The 21,159-nt window shown below is 65.8% G+C and carries 21 protein-coding genes; 19 read left to right on the top strand and 2 right to left on the bottom strand.

The window, feature by feature from the left end; translation table 11 throughout:
• The first annotated feature begins 4 nt into the window (after positions 1-4).
• The 7 genes from JNE37_RS05075 (at position 5) to JNE37_RS05045 (ending at position 7,559) form a co-directional block, all read left to right on the top strand.
• The gene (locus tag JNE37_RS05075; protein ID WP_035031657.1) at positions 5-1,108 is read left to right on the top strand and encodes an LLM class flavin-dependent oxidoreductase; all 1,104 of its coding nucleotides are present in this window, start codon (positions 5-7) and stop codon (positions 1,106-1,108) included.
• 1 nt (position 1,109) lies between these two features.
• Positions 1,110-1,610: a flavin reductase family protein gene (locus JNE37_RS05070; protein WP_203065528.1), complete on the top strand. Its 501-nt coding sequence runs from the start codon at positions 1,110-1,112 to the stop codon at positions 1,608-1,610.
• Positions 1,611-1,632: 22 nt separating this feature from the next.
• Complete coding sequence (locus tag JNE37_RS05065) at positions 1,633-2,421, top strand: HpcH/HpaI aldolase family protein (RefSeq protein WP_203065527.1); 789 nt, start codon at positions 1,633-1,635, stop codon at positions 2,419-2,421.
• 452 nt (positions 2,422-2,873) lie between these two features.
• Entirely contained in the window at positions 2,874-3,422 is a 549-nt protein-coding gene (locus JNE37_RS05060) for a QcrA and Rieske domain-containing protein (protein ID WP_182398375.1), read from the top strand.
• Positions 3,423-3,494: 72 nt separating this feature from the next.
• The gene (locus JNE37_RS05055; protein WP_081840483.1) at positions 3,495-5,276 is read left to right on the top strand and encodes a PQQ-dependent dehydrogenase, methanol/ethanol family; all 1,782 of its coding nucleotides are present in this window, start codon (positions 3,495-3,497) and stop codon (positions 5,274-5,276) included.
• A 67-nt stretch (positions 5,277-5,343) separates the two neighbouring features.
• Positions 5,344-6,870: an outer membrane protein assembly factor BamB family protein gene (locus JNE37_RS05050; protein WP_203065526.1), complete on the top strand. Its 1,527-nt coding sequence runs from the start codon at positions 5,344-5,346 to the stop codon at positions 6,868-6,870.
• Complete coding sequence (locus tag JNE37_RS05045; protein WP_203065525.1) at positions 6,867-7,559, top strand: hypothetical protein; 693 nt, start codon at positions 6,867-6,869, stop codon at positions 7,557-7,559. Before JNE37_RS05050 ends, JNE37_RS05045 begins: the two co-directional genes overlap by 4 nt.
• Here the strand turns inward: JNE37_RS05045 and JNE37_RS05040 are convergent.
• A complete protein-coding gene (locus JNE37_RS05040) occupies positions 7,551-8,381 on the bottom strand; it encodes a pentapeptide repeat-containing protein (RefSeq protein WP_203065524.1) in 831 nt (276 codons plus the stop codon). The two genes, JNE37_RS05045 and JNE37_RS05040, sit on opposite strands and share 9 nt — an antisense overlap.
• A 58-nt stretch (positions 8,382-8,439) precedes the next feature.
• On the bottom strand, positions 8,440-9,849 hold the full coding sequence (locus tag JNE37_RS05035) for a helix-turn-helix domain-containing protein (RefSeq protein ID WP_246513526.1): 1,410 nt from the start codon (positions 9,847-9,849) through the stop codon (positions 8,440-8,442).
• A gap of 155 nt (positions 9,850-10,004) precedes the next feature.
• Between JNE37_RS05035 and JNE37_RS05030 the strand changes: the two genes are divergently transcribed.
• The 12 genes from JNE37_RS05030 (at position 10,005) to JNE37_RS04975 (ending at position 21,141) form a co-directional block, all read left to right on the top strand.
• On the top strand, positions 10,005-10,220 hold the full coding sequence (locus JNE37_RS05030; RefSeq protein WP_035031647.1) for a hypothetical protein: 216 nt from the start codon (positions 10,005-10,007) through the stop codon (positions 10,218-10,220).
• A 54-nt stretch (positions 10,221-10,274) separates the two neighbouring features.
• Positions 10,275-11,558 carry an isocitrate lyase gene (gene aceA / locus JNE37_RS05025; RefSeq protein ID WP_203065523.1) on the top strand — a complete coding sequence of 428 codons (1,284 nt, stop codon included), beginning with the start codon at positions 10,275-10,277 and terminating at the stop codon, positions 11,556-11,558.
• A gap of 371 nt (positions 11,559-11,929) precedes the next feature.
• The gene (locus tag JNE37_RS05020) at positions 11,930-12,967 is read left to right on the top strand and encodes an acyl-CoA dehydrogenase family protein (protein ID WP_203065522.1); all 1,038 of its coding nucleotides are present in this window, start codon (positions 11,930-11,932) and stop codon (positions 12,965-12,967) included.
• Between the two features lies 1 nt (position 12,968).
• Positions 12,969-14,108: an acyl-CoA dehydrogenase family protein gene (locus tag JNE37_RS05015; RefSeq protein ID WP_203065521.1), complete on the top strand. Its 1,140-nt coding sequence runs from the start codon at positions 12,969-12,971 to the stop codon at positions 14,106-14,108.
• An 89-nt stretch (positions 14,109-14,197) separates the two neighbouring features.
• Positions 14,198-14,956, top strand: coding sequence for an SDR family NAD(P)-dependent oxidoreductase (locus tag JNE37_RS05010; RefSeq protein ID WP_035037418.1), 759 nt, complete (start codon positions 14,198-14,200; stop codon positions 14,954-14,956).
• 36 nt (positions 14,957-14,992) lie between these two features.
• On the top strand, positions 14,993-17,134 hold the full coding sequence (locus JNE37_RS05005) for an acetate--CoA ligase family protein (RefSeq protein WP_203065520.1): 2,142 nt from the start codon (positions 14,993-14,995) through the stop codon (positions 17,132-17,134).
• The gene (locus JNE37_RS05000) at positions 17,127-17,588 is read left to right on the top strand and encodes an FAS1-like dehydratase domain-containing protein (RefSeq protein WP_203065519.1); all 462 of its coding nucleotides are present in this window, start codon (positions 17,127-17,129) and stop codon (positions 17,586-17,588) included. Before JNE37_RS05005 ends, JNE37_RS05000 begins: the two co-directional genes overlap by 8 nt.
• Positions 17,585-18,019: a MaoC/PaaZ C-terminal domain-containing protein gene (locus JNE37_RS04995; protein WP_203065518.1), complete on the top strand. Its 435-nt coding sequence runs from the start codon at positions 17,585-17,587 to the stop codon at positions 18,017-18,019. The genes JNE37_RS05000 and JNE37_RS04995 overlap by 4 nt, the downstream gene beginning before the upstream one ends.
• A complete protein-coding gene (locus JNE37_RS04990; RefSeq protein WP_203065517.1) occupies positions 18,019-18,396 on the top strand; it encodes a Zn-ribbon domain-containing OB-fold protein in 378 nt (125 codons plus the stop codon). Before JNE37_RS04995 ends, JNE37_RS04990 begins: the two co-directional genes overlap by 1 nt.
• Positions 18,393-19,562 (top strand): acetyl-CoA acetyltransferase, encoded by a 1,170-nt coding sequence (locus JNE37_RS04985; protein ID WP_203065516.1) that lies wholly within the window; start codon positions 18,393-18,395, stop codon positions 19,560-19,562. Before JNE37_RS04990 ends, JNE37_RS04985 begins: the two co-directional genes overlap by 4 nt.
• A complete protein-coding gene (locus tag JNE37_RS04980) occupies positions 19,559-20,332 on the top strand; it encodes an enoyl-CoA hydratase/isomerase family protein (RefSeq protein WP_203065515.1) in 774 nt (257 codons plus the stop codon). Before JNE37_RS04985 ends, JNE37_RS04980 begins: the two co-directional genes overlap by 4 nt.
• Positions 20,329-21,141 (top strand): enoyl-CoA hydratase/isomerase family protein, encoded by an 813-nt coding sequence (locus tag JNE37_RS04975; protein WP_203065514.1) that lies wholly within the window; start codon positions 20,329-20,331, stop codon positions 21,139-21,141. The genes JNE37_RS04980 and JNE37_RS04975 overlap by 4 nt, the downstream gene beginning before the upstream one ends.
• The last annotated feature ends 18 nt before the right edge of the window (positions 21,142-21,159 follow it).

Here is a 21,159-nt window from a genome sequence, read left to right as displayed (position 1 = left end):
TCAAATGTCTCTTTCCGCCAAGCCTCATCCGCTCAAGGGGCGCAACAAGTTCAAGCTCGGTGTCTTCTCGACCAATGCCGATGGTGGTCTTGCCATGACCACGGTGCCCGAGCGTTGGCAGGCCCGCTGGTCCGATTGCGTGACCTCCGCGCAGATCGCCGACCGCGCCGGCCTCGAATTCCTGCTGCCGATCGCCCGCTGGCGTGGCTTCGGCGGCGAAACGCAGGTGCGCGAATGGTCGTTCGAGACCTTCACCTGGGCCGCCGCCCTCGCCGCACTCACCGAGCGCATCGGCCTCTTCATGACCGTCCACGTGCCGCTGGTGCACCCGGTCTATGCCGCCAAGGCGCTGGCGACGGTCGATCACGTTTCGGGCGGCCGCGCCGGCCTCAATATCGTCTGCGGCTGGAACCCCGACGAGTTCGGCATGTTCGGCACCCCGCTCAGCGACAAGCCCTATGCGCAGGCGCAGGAATGGATCGAGATCATCCTGCGCGCCTATGCTTCGCGCGAGCCTTTCGACTACGAGGGCGCCTATTACAACCTCAAGAGCGTGGTGAGCCGCCCGGCCAGCCTGCAGCTGCCGCGCCCGGTGACCATGAACGCCGCCTTCGGCGATCCGGGCCGCGACTATGCGGCGCGCAATTGCGACTATCTCTTCTCGACCTTCTCCAACATCGCCGATGGCCGCAAACACGTCGAAGACGTGCGGCGCCGGGCCTCGGACCAGGGCCGGGACGTCGGCGTCTATACCGTGCTGCATGTCGTCTGCCGCGAGACGGAAGCGGAGGCGCGCGCCTATTACGATCGCTACGCGCTCGAAATGGCCGACCATGCCGCGGTCGACAACCACATGGCCAAGAAGCAGGAATTCGCCAATTCCCACGACAGCGACGCCTTCCGCAACTACAAGCAGCGCTTCGCTGGCGGGGCCGGCTCCTATCCGCTGGTCGGCACGCCCGAGCAGATCGTGGACGAAATCATCGCCATCAGCGAGCAGGGCTATGCAGGCGCGGCGCTGAGCTTCGTCAACTACACGTACGAACTGCCCTTCTTCTGCGATCGCGTCCTGCCGCTGCTGCGCCAGGCCGGCTTGCGGGTGGAATGACATGCCTCCCGTCGTCCACCCGCAGAATTTCAAGCACGCCATGCGCACCCTGGCCGGGGGCGTCACCGTCCTTGCCTCCAAGACCGCCGATGGCCAGCCCTGGGGCATAACGGCCACGGCCGTCTGTTCGCTCAGCGCCGAACCGCCCTCGGTGCTGATCTGCGTCAACAAGACGGCGAGCCTCGCTCCGCTCATCCAGGAAGGCGGCGCGATCAGCGTCAATATCCTCACCGCCGAGCAGGAAGCGGTGGCCCGCGCCTTCGGCGGGATGACGCCGGCCAAGGGCGCGCACCGCTTCGTCTCGGGCAATTGGGTGAATGGGACGATGGACGTCCCCGTGCTCGCCGATGCCCGCTGCGCGCTAGAATGCACGATGGTCGATGTGATCGAGCGCTTCACCCATCGCATCGCGGTTTGCCTCGTCCACGAGGTTCATCTCGGGGGCTTTGCGACCCCGGCACTCGTTTCCGATCACGGCCGCATGGTCGCACTGCCCTTCTGACCTTTCCGTTGTGGAATAAGACATGAAATCCATTCGCTCACGTATACTGGAGCGGTCGCCGGTCATCGGCACCTTCGCGGCTATCCCCCACCCCATGGCCGTCGAAATCTGCGCCCTTTCCGGCCACGACTTCCTCTGCATCGACTGGGAGCATTCCCAGATCGATCGCGGCGAGATGGAAAATCTCATCCGCGCCGCCGATGTCCATAACGTGCCTGCTTTGGTGCGCCTGCCCAGCCATGCGGCCGAGCATGTCGCCACGGTCCTCGATGCCGGTGCCGCCGGCATTCTGGTGCCGCGCGTGTCGACAGCCGAGCAGGCCCGCGAACTCGTCGCCGCCACGCGCTATCCGCCGCTCGGTGAGCGCGGCGTCGGCCCCAGCCGCGCCAGCAATTACGGCGCGCGCCTCAGCGCCGATTTCCTTACCGCCAAGAACCGCGAAATCTGCCTCGCCGTGCAGATCGAAACCGCACAGGCCCTCAACAATATCGAGGAGATCGTCGCCGTCGACGGCATCGATCTTTTCTTCGTGGGGCCCGGCGATCTCGCCGTGTCGCTGGGTGTCCTGGGTGCCCGGAGCACGGAACTCGAACGCGCCATCGAAACCATAGCCGCCGCCGCAAAGGCCGCCGGCCGATCGATCGGCATCTTCGTCCAGGACGCGGCCGGCGCCGCCGTCTGGAAACAGCGCGGCTTCTCCACCTTCATCGTCGGCAGCGACGCCACCAGCCTCGCCGGCGCCCTGCGCGGCCAGGTGATCGAATACGGTCAGGCGCCCAAGAAGGCGGTTCCCGGGAGCGTTGAGGCCTGACGGACGCTGCAGGGGCATAGCGCCCGGCTTTCCCGCTGCGTCAGGTGCCGTGTGCGGCGCTTGATTGGGCCCGCTCCGCGATGGGTGGAGCGTTCATGGGCGGAATTGGGTCCCGGCAAGTCGCGACGCGCACTTGCGAAAACAGCTTTGGCTACACGAGACATACCCTGCCGGCCGGTGGGTGCTGCTTATTGCCGTAAACTATCTTAAATATAGATATGGCTGATAAATAACGGCACGCTACTTGCTAAACTAATGAAGCGCGCCGGTGGGCTGTGTCGCGCATTGGCATATAATAGGAAGAATAGCGCCAAAGAATCTCGTTGTCAGTTCCAAATCTCGTGTTAGCCTCCTCCGTGAATATCCGTACATCGTTGTAGGAATAGACTAGAGGGGAGGGGTCTATGGCGCAGCAAGACGATAATTCATGTCAGAAATGCTGTCATAATGACATGAGCAGGCGTGTAGTGCTGGCTGGTCTTGCCGGCAGCGTTGCGCTGGGTATCGCGACACGCGGGGCGCTTGCTCAAGACGCCAAGTCGATGCCACCCCAGGTCGGCGATCTGCTGGTGCGGGCCTCAGGCGACAACACGGCTCCCCTGACCCCCGCCGATATCGAAGTCGGCGCGGCACCCATCCAGGCCTGGCCGGCAGACCCCGCCACGGGTGCTGCCCGCGACGGCAGCTTCTTCAACCTGTTGCTGGTGACCCGTTGGGACCCGGCGGAAATGGGCCCCGCTGCGCAGGCTCTGGCCGCCGAAGGCGTGCTGGCCAATACGCTCATCTGCCCGCATGCGGCATGCGAAGTCACGGACTGGAACACGGAGACGAGGATCGCCCAGTGCCCGTGCCACTTCTCGGCTTTCGACCTGAGGAATGGCGGGGCGCTGGTAAACGGCCCGGCCACGAGAAAACTGCCCTCCCTCGGACTGACGCTTGCCGAGGGGAAGGTTGCCATCGCCAGCGGGTGGGATTCCCGCGTCGGAGGAGATGCTGAATAGGACTATCTAACAGCAGTTTTGATTGAGGAGGACAATTTGAAACTGACCAGGACTAGTTCGATCGTCGCAGCAATGGCTGTGGCATTACTTTCAGGAAGCGCGCTTGGTCAGCAAGCGCCTGCTGCTCCGGCAGCACCGGCGGCGCCGACAACGCCCCCGCCACCCATCGTCATTCCGGACTATAAGCCCGTGACCAACGAGATGCTCGTCAAGCCGGCGGATGCCGACTGGCCGATGTATCGACGCACCTATAACGGCTGGGGCCACAGCCCCCTCAAGCAGATCACTACCGAGAACGTCGCCAAGCTCAAGCCGGCATGGATGATGTCGACGGGCTATTCGGAAGGGCATGAAGCGCCCCCGACCGTCGTCAACGGCATCATGTTCACGGCAACCGCCGGCAACCAGATCCTCGCGATCAAGGCCGATACCGGCGAGATTCTCTGGCGCTACAAGCGCGAACTGCCGGCCGACATGCTCGGCTCGCACCCCACCAACCGCGGCGTGGCGCTGCTGGGCGACAAGGTGTTCTGGATGTCTCGCGACTCCGTGCTCGTGGCCCTTGACGCCAAGAGCGGCGCCGAGGCCTGGACGGTGCCGGTGCAGGACTATCGCCAAGGCTATTACGCCAACCTGGCCCCGCTCATCGTCGAGGACAAGGTGGTGGTCGGAACGTCCGGCGGCGAACGCGGTATCCGCGGCTACATCGTGGCCTTCGACACCGAAACCGGCAAGGAAGCCTGGCGGACCTTCATCGTGCCGGAGCCGGGCCAGCCGGGTTCGGAAACCTGGCCGCAGCCCGGCGACGAGCATGCCGACGCCTGGAAGACCGGCGGCGGCTCGAGCTGGATCACCGGCCAGTACGATCCGGAGAGTAAGCTGATCTACTGGGGCACCGGCAACGGCGGCCCATGGATGGGTGACCAGCGTCCGGGCGATAACCTTTACCTGACGTCCGTCGTGGCGCTCGCCGCAGATACCGGCGAAATCAAGGGGCACTTCCAGTATCACCCCAACGACTCGTTCGACTGGGACGAAGTGGCTGCGCCGATCCTTGTCGACCTCAAGCGCGACGGAAACAGCGTACCTGGCCTCGTCCATGCCTCGCGCTCCGGCGTGCTGTGGATGCTCGAGCGGACCGATGATGGACCGATCAAGTTCATCAAGGGCACGCCCTATGTCCACGAGACCTGGATCAAGAGCATGGACCCGCAGACCGGCCGGGTCGAATACAATGAAGGAACCAAGCCCGGAACGGGTGTGGTCGGCGAATTCTGCCCCTCGTTCTGGGGCGGCAAGGACTGGCCGCCGATCGCCTACAACCCGGACCTCAACTACGTGTTCATCCCCGCCAACGAGAACATGTGCACCACCATGCAGGGTGGTTCCGTGATCGACTACCGCGCGGGCGCCAGCTATACGCTGGGCACTCAGGGCAATCGGTCCGATCTCTATATCGTGGATGGCGCCGACCATATCGGCGAGGTCCAGGCATGGGATCTCAATACCGGCGAGAAGGTCTGGACGCATACCTTCGAGTCCCAGAACTGGGGCCCGCTGCTCTCGACCGCCGGCGGCCTGGTGTTCGGCGGCGGCACCAATGACAGCAAGTTCCACGCCTACGACGCCAAGACCGGCGACGTGCTCTGGGAGATGAAGCTCAATTCGGGCGTGATCGGCGTCCCGTCGAGCTTCGAGGCCGGCGGCAAGCAATACGTTGCCGTGCAGGCCGGCTGGGGTATCGACGCCGCGTCCATGCAGACCCGGCTTTCCGCGGCCTACCCGGATCGCTTCAAGCCAAGTGCGACCGTTCCCACGGGCGGCGTGATCTGGGTGTTCGAACTGGCAGAATAAGTCTGCCGCAACTGGAACGCGACGGAGGGTGGCTAACGCCGCCCTCCGTTTCCTCCCGAGATCCCCGATGTTGCAGGCAATCAGAACGCTCGCTCTTGCTTCAGCGCTTCTCTGCTCGGGCGCAGCCTTGAGCGCGCCTGCCAGCGGGGATTGGCTCACCAGCATGGGCGACCTCGCGGCGACCCGCTATTCGCCGCTCGACGATATCGATCGATCCAATGTCGGCCGGCTGCGCACACTCTATAGCGTGGTGCTCGGCGGGGCTGTGGAAGGTGGCGGAAACGCGCGGGGCGCGCTCCCTTACAATCTGCTGGCCCGGGACGGCTATCTCTATGCCGTCGATGGCTGGGGCGCCGTCAACAAGCTCGACCTGCGCAACAAGGGCAAGCCGGCGTGGCGTGCCGACGCGGGACAGCGCAATCTCGATACCTGGCTGCAGGCGCATAAAGGTCTGGCCCTGCACGAGGGCTATGTAATCTCAGGCGGCGCCGATGGTTCTCTCCGTTGGATCGATGACGCGACCGGCATGCTCGTGCGGACCGTGTCGGCGGGCGATCCGATGGATGGATATTCGCTTTCGGCACCCCCACTTGTCGTGGACGGCAAGGTGCTGGTCGCCGGCTCGGGACCGGATCGAGGCGGGCCGTTGCAGTTCGATGCGTTCGACGCGGCATCGGGTGAGCATCTCTGGCGCGCCGATCTCGGGGACGCGCGGGGATTGCGTGGCTCCGTACCGCAGGCGGCGAGCTACGACGCATCCAGCGGCACCCTCTATTGGGGCGTTGCAATGCCGACCGGGCCGCTGCCGGACGAGGAGCGCGACATCTGGTTCGGTAATGGTGTCGTTGCGCTCGATGTGGCGGACGGAACCGTAAGGTGGCTGCATCGCTACGCGCAGGGAACCAGCGGCGCGACGAACGAAGCCGGGCCGTATCACGTTGTCGGCGCGGAGGGCGGAGGTCCCTTGCTGGGGCATTTCGACAATGAAGGGCGGTATCGCGTCTTCAATGCGGGCGATGGTGCTGAGGCAGTCGTTGCGCCATTGTTCGCCGAGGGAGCGGAGGGCAGCTGTGCCAATGTCCGCGCGGCGGCGGCTTTCAATTCGGCGTTCAGCCTTCGAACGGGGTTGATCTATGGCGCCAATGCCGGCGGCTGCCTGCAAGAGCACTTGCCAATCAAGACGCCGAGTCGTGGCGATTGGCTGGGCGCTTATTATCGCGACGCCGACAACGCGCTCGGCATCCTGACCGCGGCCGATGCCGCCACGGGTGAGGTGCGGGCGCAGCATGTCTTCGACTTTCCACTGCATGCGGGCGCGACGGCTACTGCAGGTGGGCTTGTCTTCGTGACGACAGCGGAGGGCACGCTGCATGCGCTCGATGATGAAAGTCTGGAGCCGCTCTGGTCCAGCCATTTCGGTTCGCTGTCGTCGGCGCCGCCTCTGGTTTTTTCCGTGGATGGGCGGCAATTCGTGGCAGTAGTGGTGGGGGGCAACGCCCTGGCCGAGGACATCTCGTACCGCCCACCGGAGCTCGGCATGAGCGAAGGGTTGATGGTGCTGGTAGTGTTGGGGATCCCGGAGACGGCGCGATGAGGCTGTTCTGGGCTTTGGCGGCACTGGCAACCATTTCGGCCCCCGTGCAGGCGGCGAGCACGATCTGGGATTTGCTGCCTGGGAGGACGGCCGCGGAGCAACCGCGGGGCTTTGTCGAGCAGGCCTGTGGCACCAATGGTGGACCGCCGGCGGAATTCATCGACGGGTTCGAGGCGTTTTCGCAGTGTGCGGCTGAGCCATCGGGATTGCACGAGGTCTATTTCCGATACGATGATGAAGCGGCGATCCGGCATGACGCACTGGGATTGCCGACGGACGGAACGGCTGGGGCGACCCGGGTCTATGGCATGGGCGCGATACTCTCGGCCTTGTTCGATGATGCGGGACTGTTGCGCGGATTGCGGATCGTCTCCGACCCGCGCGGGGCCGAGGCGCATGTGCGCAACGATCACTGGCGGTTGGCCGGGCTCTTGCAGAGGCATTTCGGAGTGGAGGATTGGGCTTGCAGCGATATCGCGCCGAGTGCGCGCGAGGAGGCTGTATCGAGCTATTTCGTCCGGCGGAACTGCAGTAAGGAAACGCTCGAATATGGGCTGACCTCGTCGCAGGACTATTTCCACAAGAGCGGCGAGCAGTTCGTCGACGAGTTCGGCAAGGTGCAGGCGACCTATTTCGTCAGCACCAGCCGCTTGGAGATATTGTGGAAGGATGGCGCGCGATCAGAGTAGCGCGTTGTCGAAATTGGTGCAGGCCAGTGAAGCGCCATCCAGCCGCGCATTCCTGAGATCGGCATTGGTCAGCCGGGCATCGGCGAAATTGGCGGCGAGGAAATCGGCGTTGAAGGCCTTGGCCTGCGTGAGGTCCGCCGAGGTGAAATTGCTGCCGACGAAGCCGGCATTGGTGAGCGTCGCCTTGCGCAGCACGGCGCCCTGGAAATTGGCGTCCTGGAAATTGCCCAGCTGCAGGTCGGCTTCCACGAGGAGCGCGGCAGCAAGGTTAGTGCCTTTCATGACGCTGCCGGCCAGCGTGGCGCCTTCGAGCCGGGCCCGCATGAGGCGCGCTTCGGAGAGCCGGGCATTGGTGAGGTTGGCGTCGTTCAGCAGCGCGCCGCTCAGGTTCGCCCGATAAAGCAGGGCATCTTGCAAATCGGCGGCGACGAGGCTTGCTGCGCTGAGGTTCGCCAGATCGAGATTGGCGCCGGTGAGCTTGGCGCCATCGAGCTTGGCCTTGCTCAAGACAGTCGCGTGGAGGCTGGCGCCGGAAAGGTCGGCGCCGCGCAGGTCTGCACCAGCGAGCGCGCGGCGCTGCAACTGCGCCCCTTTGAGGTCGCAGCGGACGCAGTCGTTCGTCTCCCCGTTGAGGAACGCAACCGCATCGCCCGCGGCGGGCAAGGTGGCGGGGTCGAACGTAGCCCTGTCGGGAAGCGACGGCGGGGGAAATGGCCGGCACTCCAATTGCATTTGAGCGAGGGCCGGGGCCGTTGTTGCGAAGGCGATCAGGACACCGCGGGCGATCCTCCCCATGATCCTGCCGGTTCTGTTCCTGCTCATGTCGCCCTCCCCTGAACTCAAGGATATTCGGATGCTTGCGGGGGCGTGGCAAGGCTCGTCAGCTCATCCGCGCGTAAAGACTCTCCGGGCGCGAGGTGTCGTCGAGTTCGAAGCGGTGGTCGGCGGGCGGGTGGGCGCGTTGGCCGCATTCGAGGCGGGGGCAGATGCGGCAGCTTATGCCGATGGGTGTGGCCTGGGCGTCGGTGGAGAGGTCGATGCCGTCCGAATAGATCAGCTCGCGCGCGTGGTGGATGGCGCAGCCGAGGCCAATGGACATGTAGCGGCGTGGGGCGTTGTAGCGGTAATCACCTTTGACGATGGTGCGTGCGATGCAGAAGAAGCGCTGGCCGTCCGGCATCTGGCTGAGTTGCACATTGATGCGCTCGGGCGAGAGGAAGGCGGCATAGACGTTCCAGCGCGGGCAGGCGCCTGAATGGCGCGGGATGTGGATGCCCGAGAGCGAAAAGCGCTTGGAGATGTTGCCGGCGATGTCGGTGCGGATGAGGTGGAAGGGGATGCCGGTGGCGCCCTTGCGCTGGAGCGTGGTCATACGATGGCAGACCTGCTCGAAACTGGCCGAGAACCGCCGGCCGATGCGCTCGATATCGTAACGGAATTCGCGGCAGGCACGCAGGAACGGCTCGTAAGGCATCATGAGCGCGGCGGCGAAATAGGCGGCGAGGACGTTTCGCGCCAGGGCCGGGGCGTCACCCTCCGGCAGGTCGGACTCGGCGATGATGGCGTCGATCTCGCCATCGGCGGCCAGGCGGCCGAGCTGGTGGGCGAGGAGGAAGAGAGCGGATTCGGGCGGCAGGATATCCGAGACCAGGAGGTGCTGGCGTCGCTGATCGAACTGGCGGGCAATGCCGTGGGGCAGGGAGGCCAAGCGCGTCTCGATGCCGAAGACGTTGAAGAGATAGGTGCGCAGCCCCTGCTCGAGACTGTCGCCGGAATGGTCGATATCGCGACGTACGCGCTCGGCGGCGGCTTCGAGCGCCGGGAAGTGGTTGCTGTTCTCCTGGAGAAAATCGGAAATCGCATCGGTGGCGAGGTGGAACGGTTCGGCCTCGCCGGTCGGTGCCTCCTCGGCCGCCGATTTCTGCGCCAGCCGGTAGCGGTCGTAGAGCTTGAGGATGGCGCGGGCGGCGGCGGGGTTGGTGTGGGCCAGGTCGCGGATTTCGAGATTGGTCAGGTCGCTGTCCGCGAAGATGTCGTCGCCGAAGGCCTCCATGAGGTCGCCTACCAGCCGGCCCTCGTCGCTGTCGACCAGCTCGCCCGCCTCGACCCCGAAATAGCCCGCGATTGAAAAGAGGAGCGGGACCGTGACCCGACGCCGGTTGTGCTCGATGAGATTGAGGTAGCTCGCCGAGATGCCCAGGGCCTGCGCGAGCTCGGCCTGCGGTAGCTTGCGCTGCCGCCGCAGCCGCTTGATGCGGCCGCCGATCTGCATGTCGCCGTCTTCGCCCACGCTTTCCTCCTCCGCCGCATTCTTTACAGAGTTTACAATATCGCGGCTGTCGATTGACGGCAGATTTACAGGTTTACTGCCGTTTGAGTGCTTAGTTCTTGCATGTCTCGCGCTCTTGTCAAATGTTTACAACAACGAGAGAGGAGATTTTCGCCATGAACGAGCGAGAAGAATACCTGACGATCTTTGCGCCTTCCGCAGGCGAGGCCATGGCGCAGTTCAAGGCGCGCCGGCTGGGCGAGCAAGGTTATTCGATCACCGGCAAGATCGGGCGTCACAGGCTGGCGCTGGTGGGCGACGGCCCCGACGCCGAGGCATTGCCGGGGAGCGGGATGATCGCCGCCACCTTCAGCCGCAAGGTGCCGGCCTGAGCCGCGCCGCCTGACCAGAAAAATTCGACCAGTACCGCCGGAGGAGACCGAACCATGCTGGACCAACCGCATTTCCCGACACCTGAATACGCCCCCGATCGCTGGCGCGATGTGACGCGCAATTACGGCCCTGCCGACGTGGCGCGGCTGGCGGGCTCGCTGCCGATCCGGCACACGCTGGCCGAGCATGGCGCGCAGCGCCTGTGGGAATTGCTCCATAGCGAGGACTTCGTGCCGACGCTGGGCACCTTTACCGGTAACCAGGCGGTGCAACAGGTCAAGGCCGGGCTCAAGGCCATCTATCTTTCCGGCTGGCAGGTGGCGGCGGACGCCAATAGCTCAGGCAACATGTACCCCGACCAGAGCCTTTATCCCGTCGACAGCGTGCCATCCGTCGTGCGCCGCATCAACAAGGCGCTGCAGCGCGCCGACGAGATCCAGACCATGGAGCGGGCCGAAGGCAAGGCGACGACCGATCTCGACTTCTTCGTGCCGATCATCGCCGACGCCGAAGCCGGGTTCGGCGGTTCGCTCAATGCGTTCGAGCTGATGAAGGCCATGATCGAGGCCGGCGCCGCGGCGGTGCATTTCGAGGACCAACTGGCCAGCGAGAAGAAGTGCGGGCATCTGGGCGGGAAGGTGCTGGTGCCGACCAGCCAGTTCATTCGTACGCTCAATGCAGCGCGGCTGGCCTCCGATGTCATGGGCGTGCCGACGCTGATCATGGCGCGCACGGACGCCGAGGCGGCGCGGCTCATCACCTCCGATATCGATCCTTACGATGAGCCGTTCGTTACGGGCGAGCGCACTGCGGAGGGCTTCTATCGGCTCAAGGGCGGGCTCGAGGCGGCCATTGCGCGCGGCATAGCCTATGCGCCCTATGCCGATCTCATCTGGTGCGAGACTTCGACGCCCGACCTGGCAGTGGCCAAAAGGTTTGCCGAGGCCATACGGCGCGAGCATCCCGAGCAGATGCTGGCCTATAATTGCTCGCCAAGCTTCAACTGGGCGCGGCACATGGACGAGGCCGCCATGGCGGCCTTCCAGCGCGAAATCGCGGCTATGGGTTACAAGTACCAGTTCATCACGCTGGCCGGCTTCCACAATCTCAGCCTCACGACGTTCGAGCTGGCGCGGGCCTACAAGGCTGACGGCATGGCGGGCTATTCGCGTCTCCAGCAGGCCGAGTTTGCCGCCGAAGCTCATGGCTTCTCGGCCGTGCGGCACCAGCGCGAGGTGGGAACGAGCTACTTCGATGCAGTGTCGCTGGCTGTAAGTGGCGGGGAAAGTGCGACGACGGCTATGGCCGAAAGCACCGAGACGGCGCAGTTCCACTAGGCTTCTCAAGCAAATCGAGAATCGGGCGAGGCGGCAGGCAACTGCCGCCTCGCTCTGTTTTGGCCGCATCGCGATGGCACTTCCAGAATCGCGTTCGGTTACTTCCGCTTTTCCACCGGTCGCAACCTTCAAGGATTCGGCTAGAAGAGCCCTGGCGCTTCTGGGCGAGTGGCCCGGATTTTCCGCAGATTGCCAAAATGTCGCAGGCAGGGTTGAAATCCGAATTAGATTCGGATTATGGTCGTTGCCGGAGGATACAGGAAGTTCAGATCACGAACGGATGCGCGGAAAACCGGTAATTCGGTGCGTGATTTCGCTCGTAGTCGAACCGAATTCTGTTCGTGCGGCTCTGGCCGCGAGGAGGAAGATACTTGCTAGCGTTGCTCAACCCGGAACAGCAGATGTTCGAGGAGACCGCCAATCGCCTGGCGCGCGATCTGGCTGTCGTGAACACTGCCGGTCTCAAGACCGTCGATCGCGCGAATGCCTATCGGCAACTGGCCGAGAATGGCCTGCTGGCGCTGCGCATGCGCATCGAGGGCAAGCCCCTCGCGTCGGGCGTCGAGGTGTCGCTGGCGGCGCAGGCCTTGGGCGGCGCGCTGGTGCCGGCGCCGTTTTCGGCCTCGGGTGTGCTGGCGGTCGAGCTGCTGGCGCTGGCCGGTGCCGACGAGGCGCTGATCCAGGAGCTGTCAGAAGGCACGAAGCGTTGCGGCCTGCTGCTCAAGCGCGATCTCTCGGCCCTGGCTGACGTCGCCGACGCCGAGAGCGTCGTATGGGACGCAGAGGGCGCCGAGCTTGCCGTCGGGCTCGATCGCTCGAAGGGCGAGGGGCAGCTCGCGCTGGTCAAGCTCGATAGCGGCTTCGAGGCGGTGGAAGCGGCAGACCTTACCCGCGGCATGATGAAGCGCAGTGGCGCCGTGAGTGCCGAGCCGGTGGGCTCGCCTCTCTCGGACGCCGATATGCGCAAATGGCTGGCGCTGGCGCTGGTGACGGTGAGTGCCGATCTCGTCGGCGTGCTTAACGGCGCTTATGCCGGTGTGCTCGCCTACACCAAGGAGCGCGTGCAGTACGGGGTCAGGATCGGCTCGTTCCAGGCGGTGCAGCATCTCTGCGCCGAAATGCTGGTCGATATCGAGGGCGGGCGGGACATCGTGTCCTATGCGGCCTGGGCGGTCGACGAACTCGATCCCGATGCGGCGCTCCTGGCAGCGCGCGAGGCCAAGGCCTTCCTGTCGGGCATTGCCCGGCCGGTCTCCGAGACGGTGATGCAGGTCTATGGCGGCATCGGCCAGACCTGGGAACACATCGCACATATCTACGCGCGCCGGGCACAGACCGATGCGCTGGTCTTCGGTGGCGCGGACGTGCAGCGCGACGCCATTGCCGACGCCTTGCTGGGAGGGCACTGACATGGATTACCGCGATACGCCCGAAGAGGCCGCGTTCCGCCAGAGCCTGCGTGGCTGGCTGGCCAACAACACGATCGAGGGCTGGAAGGACATTCCGGAAGACGACATCCCTCGCTACAAGGCCATGCGCAAGCAATGGCAGCGCATGCTCTACGACGCCGGCTACCTGGCGCTGACCTGGCCGGTCGAATATGGCGGGCGCGGGCAATCCCCGACCTATGAGGCAATCCTCAACGAGGAAGTCGGCCGCGCCAGCGCCCCGCCGCTGCCGGGGATGATCAACTATCTGGGCCGCGCCATCTTCACCTACGGCACCCACGAGCAGAAGCTGCGGTTCCTGCCGACCCTGCTCAATGGCGACGTGCAATGGTGCCAGGGCTTCAGCGAGCCGAGCGCGGGCTCAGACCTTGCCTCGCTGCGCACCCGCGCCGTGCTGGATGGCGATCATTACGTCGTCAACGGCCAGAAGATGTGGACTAGCGGCGCCATCTATGCCGATTGGTGCCTGCTGCTGGTGCGCACCAATACTGAAGTGCCCAAGCACAAGGGCATCTCGTGCCTGCTCATGCCGATGGACAGCCCGGGCGTTACCGCGCGCCCGATCTATCTCCATAGCGGCTCACCCGAGACCGCCGAGGTGTTCCTCGACGATGTCCGCGTTCCGGCCGAGAACCGGATCGGGGCGGAAGGCGATGGCTGGCGGCTCGCCATGACCACGGTGTCTTTCGAGCGCGGCGCGGCCGATGTCGGCTTCATCGCCAATCTTGGCCACCAGCTCGAAGCTCTCAAGCGCGAGATCAACGAACGCGGCCTAGCCGAGGACGTCGCCATTCGGCGGCGGCTGGCTCAGGCCTATGTCGACACCCGCGTCCTCACCGCCAACGTGGCGCGCCAGCTTTCGATGCGCGTTTCGGGCCGCGATCCGGGGCCGGAGGGCTCGGTGGGCAAGCTGCTGTGGTCGCGCGCCGCTCAGGGCATGGCCCAGCTCGGGCTCGATGTGGCCGGCGCCGATGCGCTGACCGGACGCGAGAGCGAATGGCTCAGCGATTACTTCACCACGCGCCCGACCAGCGTCTATGGCGGTTCCTCGCAGATCCAGAAGAACATTCTGGCCCGCATGCTCGACATGCCGCGCGAATAGCCACCGACACCTGACACACCCGCTTGGCCGGCGCCTCAGAGGCGCCGGGTGGGGCCTCCTGCACCCAATTAGAGACTGAAGGACCAAAGATGTTGCTCAAAGACAGGGTTGCCGTGATCACCGGAGCCGGCCAGGGCATTGGCAAGGCCGTCGCGGCAGCCTTCGCGGCAGAGGGCGCCGCCGTGGCCGTGGCCGAGATGAACGCCGAGATCGGCAACGCTACGGTCGAGGAATTCCGCTCCAAGGGCTGGAAGGCGATGTTCGTGCCCTGCGACGTGAGCGTGCGCCAGCAGGTGGACGAGGCCGCAGCCAAGGTCCGCGAGGGCCTCGGGCCTATCGACATCCTCGTCAACAATGCCGGCAACACCGCTCCGGCCATGCTCCACAAGATGACCGACGAGCAGTGGCACAAGATCTGGGGCGTGCACGTCCATGGCGGCTTCTATTGGCTGCAGGCCGTGGTCGGCGACATGATCGAGCGCAAGTGGGGACGCATCATCTTCACCTCGTCCTCGACCGCCCAGAACGGCTCGATCGGGCAGATCAACTACTCGGCCGCCAAGAGCGCCGTGCTCGGCATGACGCGCACCGCGGCGCGCGAACTGGGCAAGCACAACATCCTCGTCAACGCCGTCGCGCCGGCCTCGGCCACCGAGATGACCAAGACCGTGATGGAAGACCCCAAATTCGCCGACATCCGCGCCGTGCAGGCCAAGATGCATCCGCTGCGCCGCACCGCCGAACCCGAGGAAGTCGCCAAGAGCTACGTGTTCCTCGCCTCCGAGCTCTCGTCCTACGTCACCGGCCAGGTGCTCTCGGTCGACGGCGGCTCGATGCTCGTGCGCTAGGCGCGTCACGGAAAGACCCAGGGGAGGGGAAAGACCATGACCATCACCAGCAATCTGGCCGTCGCCGAAACGCAGGGCGCGCGCGACAACGTCGCGCGGCTGCTCTCGCCGCGCTCGATCGCCATGATCGGTGCATCCAACAACATGACCGGCATCGGCGGGCGCGTCTTCGCCAACCTGGCCCGCGCCTTCAAGGGGCCGCTCTACCCGGTCAATCCGAAGGATGCCGAAATCCAGGGGCATCGCGCCTATAAACGCGTCGGCGAGGTGGGCCAGCCCATCGACATGGCGGTGATCGCCCTGAGCGCCGCCCATGTGATCGGCGCCATCGAGGAAGTGGCGGCTGCCGGCATCGGTGGCGTGGTGATCCTCAGCTCCGGCTTTGCCGAGGCGGGCGACGAGGGCAAGGCCATGCAGGCCCGGCTGCGCGAGGTGCTCGACCGCACCGGCGTGCGCGCCATCGGCCCCAATTGCATCGGCTACATGAACAACCACGGCGGGGTGATGGCCAATTTCGCCCTGTCGCCGCAGGAGCCGATGCCCAAGATGGGTGCGGTGGCGCTGGTGTCGCAGAGCGGTGGCCTGGGCTCGTTCATCACCACCAAGTCGCTCGAGGCCGGCATCGGCCTGGGCTGGTATGTGAGCACCGGCAACGAGGTCGATCTCAACGTGGCGGGCACGCTCCGTTATCTCGTCGAGCAGCCCGATGTGGGCGTGCTCCTCGCCTTCTGCGAGACGCTGCGCGATCCCGAGATCTTCATCGAGACGGCAAAGCGGGCGCAGGCGCTCGACAAGCCGCTCATCATCCTCAAGGCCGGACGTTCGGACGTGGCGGCCAAGGCCGCCATGAGCCACACGGCTTCGGTCGTGGGTTCGGCCGAGGTCTTCGATGCCGTCTGCCGCCAGCACGGCGTCTTCGTGGCCGAATCCATGGAACACATGATCGACCTGGCGATGATCTTCCAGGGCGGACGGCGCGCCAAGGGCGACCGGGTCGGCGTTCTGACGGCTTCCGGCGGCACGGGCGTGCTCCTCGCCGATGAATCCGCGCAGGCGGGCCTGTCGCTTCCCCCGCTCGGCGAAGACGAGAAGCAGGCCTTCTACGAATTCCTGCCGACCCCGTTCTTCGGCAGCCTCAACAATCCGGTCGACGTGACGGCACAGCCCTCGCCGCACCCCAATGCCAGCGCCGAGATTTTCGGCCGCATGCTGGGTTCGCCCTCCTTCGACATGGTTGCGGCCGTGTCCTGGGCGGCCCCGCCCTACCTCGACATGATCACGGCCCAGTACAACGCCTCGGACAAGCCGCTGGGTGTGCTGATGACCGTGCCGAGCGCCCAGCTCGCCGCTGCGGGCGTGCCACACTTCACCGATGCGCGGCGTCTCGCTCGGGCATTGCGCGCCATGTCCGATTTTTCGTCGCAACAGGCGGCGAGGGCTGAGACGGCATATGCCAGCGATCCTGCTCGGGCGCGCCGGGTTGCCGACCTCCTGGCCAAGGTGCCGGCCGCCGAGGCGGCGCTGATGGAGCACCAGGGCAAGCAGATCTTTGCCGAATACGGCGTGCCGGTGACCCGCGAAACGCTGGTGACCGACGCCGACGGGGCGGCACGCGCCGCGGCGGAAATCGGCGGCAAGGTCGTCATCAAGGGCATGTCCTACGCCATTCCGCACAAATCGGACAAAGGCGCCATTCGTGTCGGGCTGGCGGGTGATGAAGCCATCCGCCGCGAGTACGGCGAGATGCTTGCCGATATCGCCCGGCTGGCGCCGGAAGCAGGGCTCGAAGGCGTGCTGGTGCAGGAAATGGTGCCGGCGCGCATGGAACTGGTCTGCGGCATGCGGCGCGATCCTGTGTTCGGACCCATCGTGGCGCTGGGCCTGGGCGGCGTGCTCATCGAGATCATTGCCGAAACGGTGCTGCTGCGTCCGCCCTTCGGACGCGCCGAAGCCATTGCGGCGATCGATAGCCTGTGCGGCGGCCGCCTGACCAATGGGCGTCGCGGGTTGACGGCGGAAGAGCGCGAGCGCGTGGCCGATATCGTGCTCGGCATCGCCGCGCTTGCCATCGATCATCCGGAAATCTCCGAAATCGACGTCAACCCGATCCGCGTCGACAACGGCAAGGCGGTCGCCGCCGATGCCCTCATCGTCCTGGAGCGTGGCACCAATGGCTGACGCGTCGCTCATCGGCCATGAATCGCCGGAAGGCCACATGCCCGTCGAACGCGGCAAGGTCGCCGAGTTCGCCCGCGCGACCTTCTCGGATCGCCCGATCTTCACCGATCCCGAGGCGGCACGGCAGGCGGGCTTCCGCGACGTGCCGGCGCCGCCGACCTTCGTGGTCGCTTCGGCCCATTTCGTGCCATCCGATCCTGGCTTCAGCGCCAAGCTCGACATGAAGCGCATCCTCGCGGGCGGTGCCGAGTGGGAGTTCTTCCGGCCGTTGGTCGCGGGTGACGAACTGACCGTGCGCAGCCGCGTGGTCGACGTCGAGACCAAGCAGGGCAAGCGCGGGCAGATGACGCTTATCACCCGCGAGGTCAGCTATTTCGACGCAAGCGGCGAACTGGTGCAGCGCATGCGCTCGACCGTGATCGAAATGCCCCCGCTGGAGGCCAAGGCGCCATGATGGTTTCACCCGTGCCGGTCCTCGGCCAGAAGGGACCCGACTATGAAGTCGGCCCGCTCACCCGCACCGACATCGTGCGCTATGCCGGTGCCGGCGGCGACTTCAACCCCATCCATCACGACGAGCCCTTCGCCCGTTCCGCCGGCTATCCGAGCGTCTTCGGCCACGGCCTGCTCACGGCGGGCATTCTCGGCGGCTATGTCGCCGACTGGCTCGGCCTCGGTCGGCTGCGGAAGTATTCGGTGCGCTATGTCGCCCAGGTCTGGCCGGGCGACCGGCTCGCCTGCTCGGGTGTCGTGACGAATGTCACGGCCGGCGAGGACGGCGTGCTGGTCGAATGCACGCTCTCGGTCGAGCGCTGCGCTCCCGATGGCACGCGGCAGGTCGTGCTGACCGGCGCCGCAACAGCCCTCTATGCGGAGACGGCGTGATGTTCACCGAATTGGCGCCCTACCGCAATTTCCGCGACGGGCTCGCTGCAGGCGAGCTGCGCTACATGCAATGCGAAGACTGCAACCAGCCCTTCTTCTATCCGCGTGTCGTCTGCCCGCATTGCGGGGGCACCAGGCTCGCCTGGCGCACCAGTGCCGGCGAGGGGGCGATCTATTCGCTCAGCACCATCGGGGAGGGCGAGGCCAGCTACATCGTGGCGCTCGTCGATCTCGATGAGGGCTTTCGCGTGATGAGCAATGTCGAGAGCGCGGGCGAAGCTCCGGCCATCGGCGACCGGGTTCGCGCCCGCGCCGTCGAGGCCAGGGAGGCAGCACCGGCTCGCATCGTCTTCGATCGTCTGGGGAGCGCGTCATGAGCCGCAAGCAGCTGCGAGGCGCAACGGCCATTGTCGGCGTCGCCGAATCCGACCTCGGCGATGTCGGCCCGGATCGTTACCCCATCGATCTCGCCGCGCAGGCCTCGGTGCGGGCGCTGGCCGAGGCGGGGCTGACGACCAGGGACGTCGACGCCGTCTATGCCATTGCCGGCGGCTTCATGCCGAACCTGAGTTTTGGCGAATATATGGGTATCCGCCCCCGCATCAGCGGCGGCACCAATATCGGGGGCAGTTCCTTCCTCTCCCACGTCTACCACGCCGCCATGGCGCTGGAGGCAGGGCAGTGCGAAGTGGCGCTCATCGCCTATGGCAGCACGCCGCGCGCCGATCGGCAGCGCAAGGATCCGCCGCCGAGCCTGCCTGAGTATCCGGCCTACCAGGCGCCCTACCGCCCGCGCGATCCGGTAACCGGCTATGCCCTGGCGACGGCCCGGCACATGCACCAATACGGCACGACGCGCGAACAGCTCGCCGATGTCGCGATTGCCGCGCGCGACTGGGCGCGGCTCAACCCGGTGGCGTTCAGCCACGACAAGCCGGCGCTGACCCACGAAGACGTGCTGGCGAGCCCGATGGTCTCCTCGCCTTTGACGGTGCGCGATTGCTGCCTCGTCACCGATGGTGGTGGCGCGCTGGTGATGACCCGCGCCGACCGCGCCCGCGACCTGGCGGCAAAACCGGCTTACCTGCTGGGGGCCGGGGAAGCGCATTGGCATCGCCAGATTTCGCAGATGCCGGACCTGACCGTAACGGCCGCGACCGAGTCCTCGGCCCGGGCCTATGCGATGGCTGGGCTTGGCGCGGGCGATATCGACGTCGTCCAGCTCTACGACGCCTTCACCATCAACACCGTGATGTTCCTCGAAGACCTGGGCTTCTGCGCCAAGGGCGAGGGCGGGGCTTTCGTCGGCGGGGGCAGGATCGCCCCGGGCGGGACGCTGCCGGTCAATACCAATGGCGGTGGGCTCTCCTATTGCCATCCGGGCATGTACGGCATCTTCACCGCCATCGAGGCGGTGCGGCAATTGCGCGGCGAGGCCGACGCCCGCCAGGTGGCGGATGCGGAGATCGCGCTCTGCCACGGCAATGGCGGACAATTCTCGAGCCAGGTAACGGCCATTCTCGGCGTGGAGGCAGCGCTATGAGCCGGGCCGTCCTCACCGAAAGACGCGATGCGACATTGCTGGTGACGCTCAACCGTCCCGACAGCCTCAACGCGTTCGACGAAAGCCTGCACCATGACTTTGCCGATGCGCTGCACGAGGCAGGCGATAGCGCCGTGCGCGCGGTGGTGATTACAGGAGCAGGCAAGGCTTTCTGCGCCGGCGCCGACCTGCGCGCCACGCGGACGGCAAGCCCCGGCAATTCGACGCTGCGGCATACGTTCAACCCCAACGTGCTGGCGCTGAGCGCACTCGATAAGCCCGTCATCACCGCCATCAACGGGGCGGCGGCGGGAGCGGGGCTAGCGCTGGCTTTGGCCGGCGATATCCGACTTGCTTCGAGCACCGCGAAGTTCGTGCCGGCCTTCGTCGATATCGGCCTCGTGCCGGACAATGGCGGCTCGTTCTATGCCGTGCGGCTGCTCGGCTATGCCCGCGCCTTCGAATGGCTGGCGACCGGTCGCCGGCTGGGGGCTGAGGAAGCCCTGCGCATGGGGCTCGTCAGCGAAGTGACCGAGCCGCTCGAACTGCTGTCGCGCGCACTCGCCATCGCGGCCGAGCTTGCCGAAAAGCCAGGCCTCGCCGTGGGGCTGACCAAGCGCCTGCTCAATCAGGCCTATCGCGGCCAATTGGCCGAACAACTTGAAGCTGAAGCTGCGCTGCAGGCGCTGGCCGTCGTTGCGCCAGGGCGCGCCGAGGCTCGCGCCAGGATGGTGGCGCGCATTTCCGGCAATGGAGGGGAAAGCAAATGAGCGGCTATGATCGCTTCTCGACCGTGCACGGGGCGCTCGCCGACGGCGTGCTCACCATAACGCTCAACCGTCCCGATCGGCTCAATGCCGTGGGCGGGGACATGCACGACGCGCTGACGGCGCTGCTGCACCAGGCGGCAGGCGACAGCGCGGTGCGCTCGATCCTGCTGCGCGGCGAGGGCCGCGCCTTCTGCGTGGGCGGCGACATCAAGGACAAGGGCTTCGTGCCCGATCCCGAAACGACCTCGCCCGGCAAGACCGTCGCCAATTTCGCGCGGCATCCGTCCGAGCTGGTGCAGGCCTTCATCAATGTGCCGCAGCCCATCGTCTGCGCCGTCCAGGGCTACGCCATGGGCCTGGGCGCCACGATCGCGCTGCTCGCCGATATCGTGATCGTCGCCGAGGATGCGGTGCTGGCCGATACCCATGTCGCCATCGGGCTCGTTGCCGGCGATGGTGGGGCGGTGGTCTGGCCGCTCAATATCTCGCTGACCTCGGCCAAGTACTACCTGCTGACGGGCGACCGCGTGCCGGGCATCGAGGCGGCGCGGATCGGGCTTGCCCATCGCGCCGTGCCGGCGGACAAGCTTGCCGAGGAGACGCAGGGCATCGCCCGCCGCCTCGCCGACCTGCCGCCGCTGGCGGTGCAGGGCACCAAGAAGACGCTCAACAGGCTGCTACAGAACGCCGCCGACGCCGTGCTCGAAACCGGCCTCCTCTACGAGGCCGCGACCATGGTCAGCGTCGACCATGCCGAGGCCGTTTCGGCTTTCTCCGAGAAGCGGAAGGGCAAGTTCGTCGGTCGCTGACGCGACCGACGGCGAGTT

This window comes from Paradevosia shaoguanensis (assembly GCF_016801025.1).
In the GTDB taxonomy this organism is placed as follows: Bacteria; Pseudomonadota; Alphaproteobacteria; order Rhizobiales; family Devosiaceae; genus Paradevosia; species Paradevosia shaoguanensis.
This window is presented reverse-complemented; position numbering and strand designations above follow the sequence as displayed.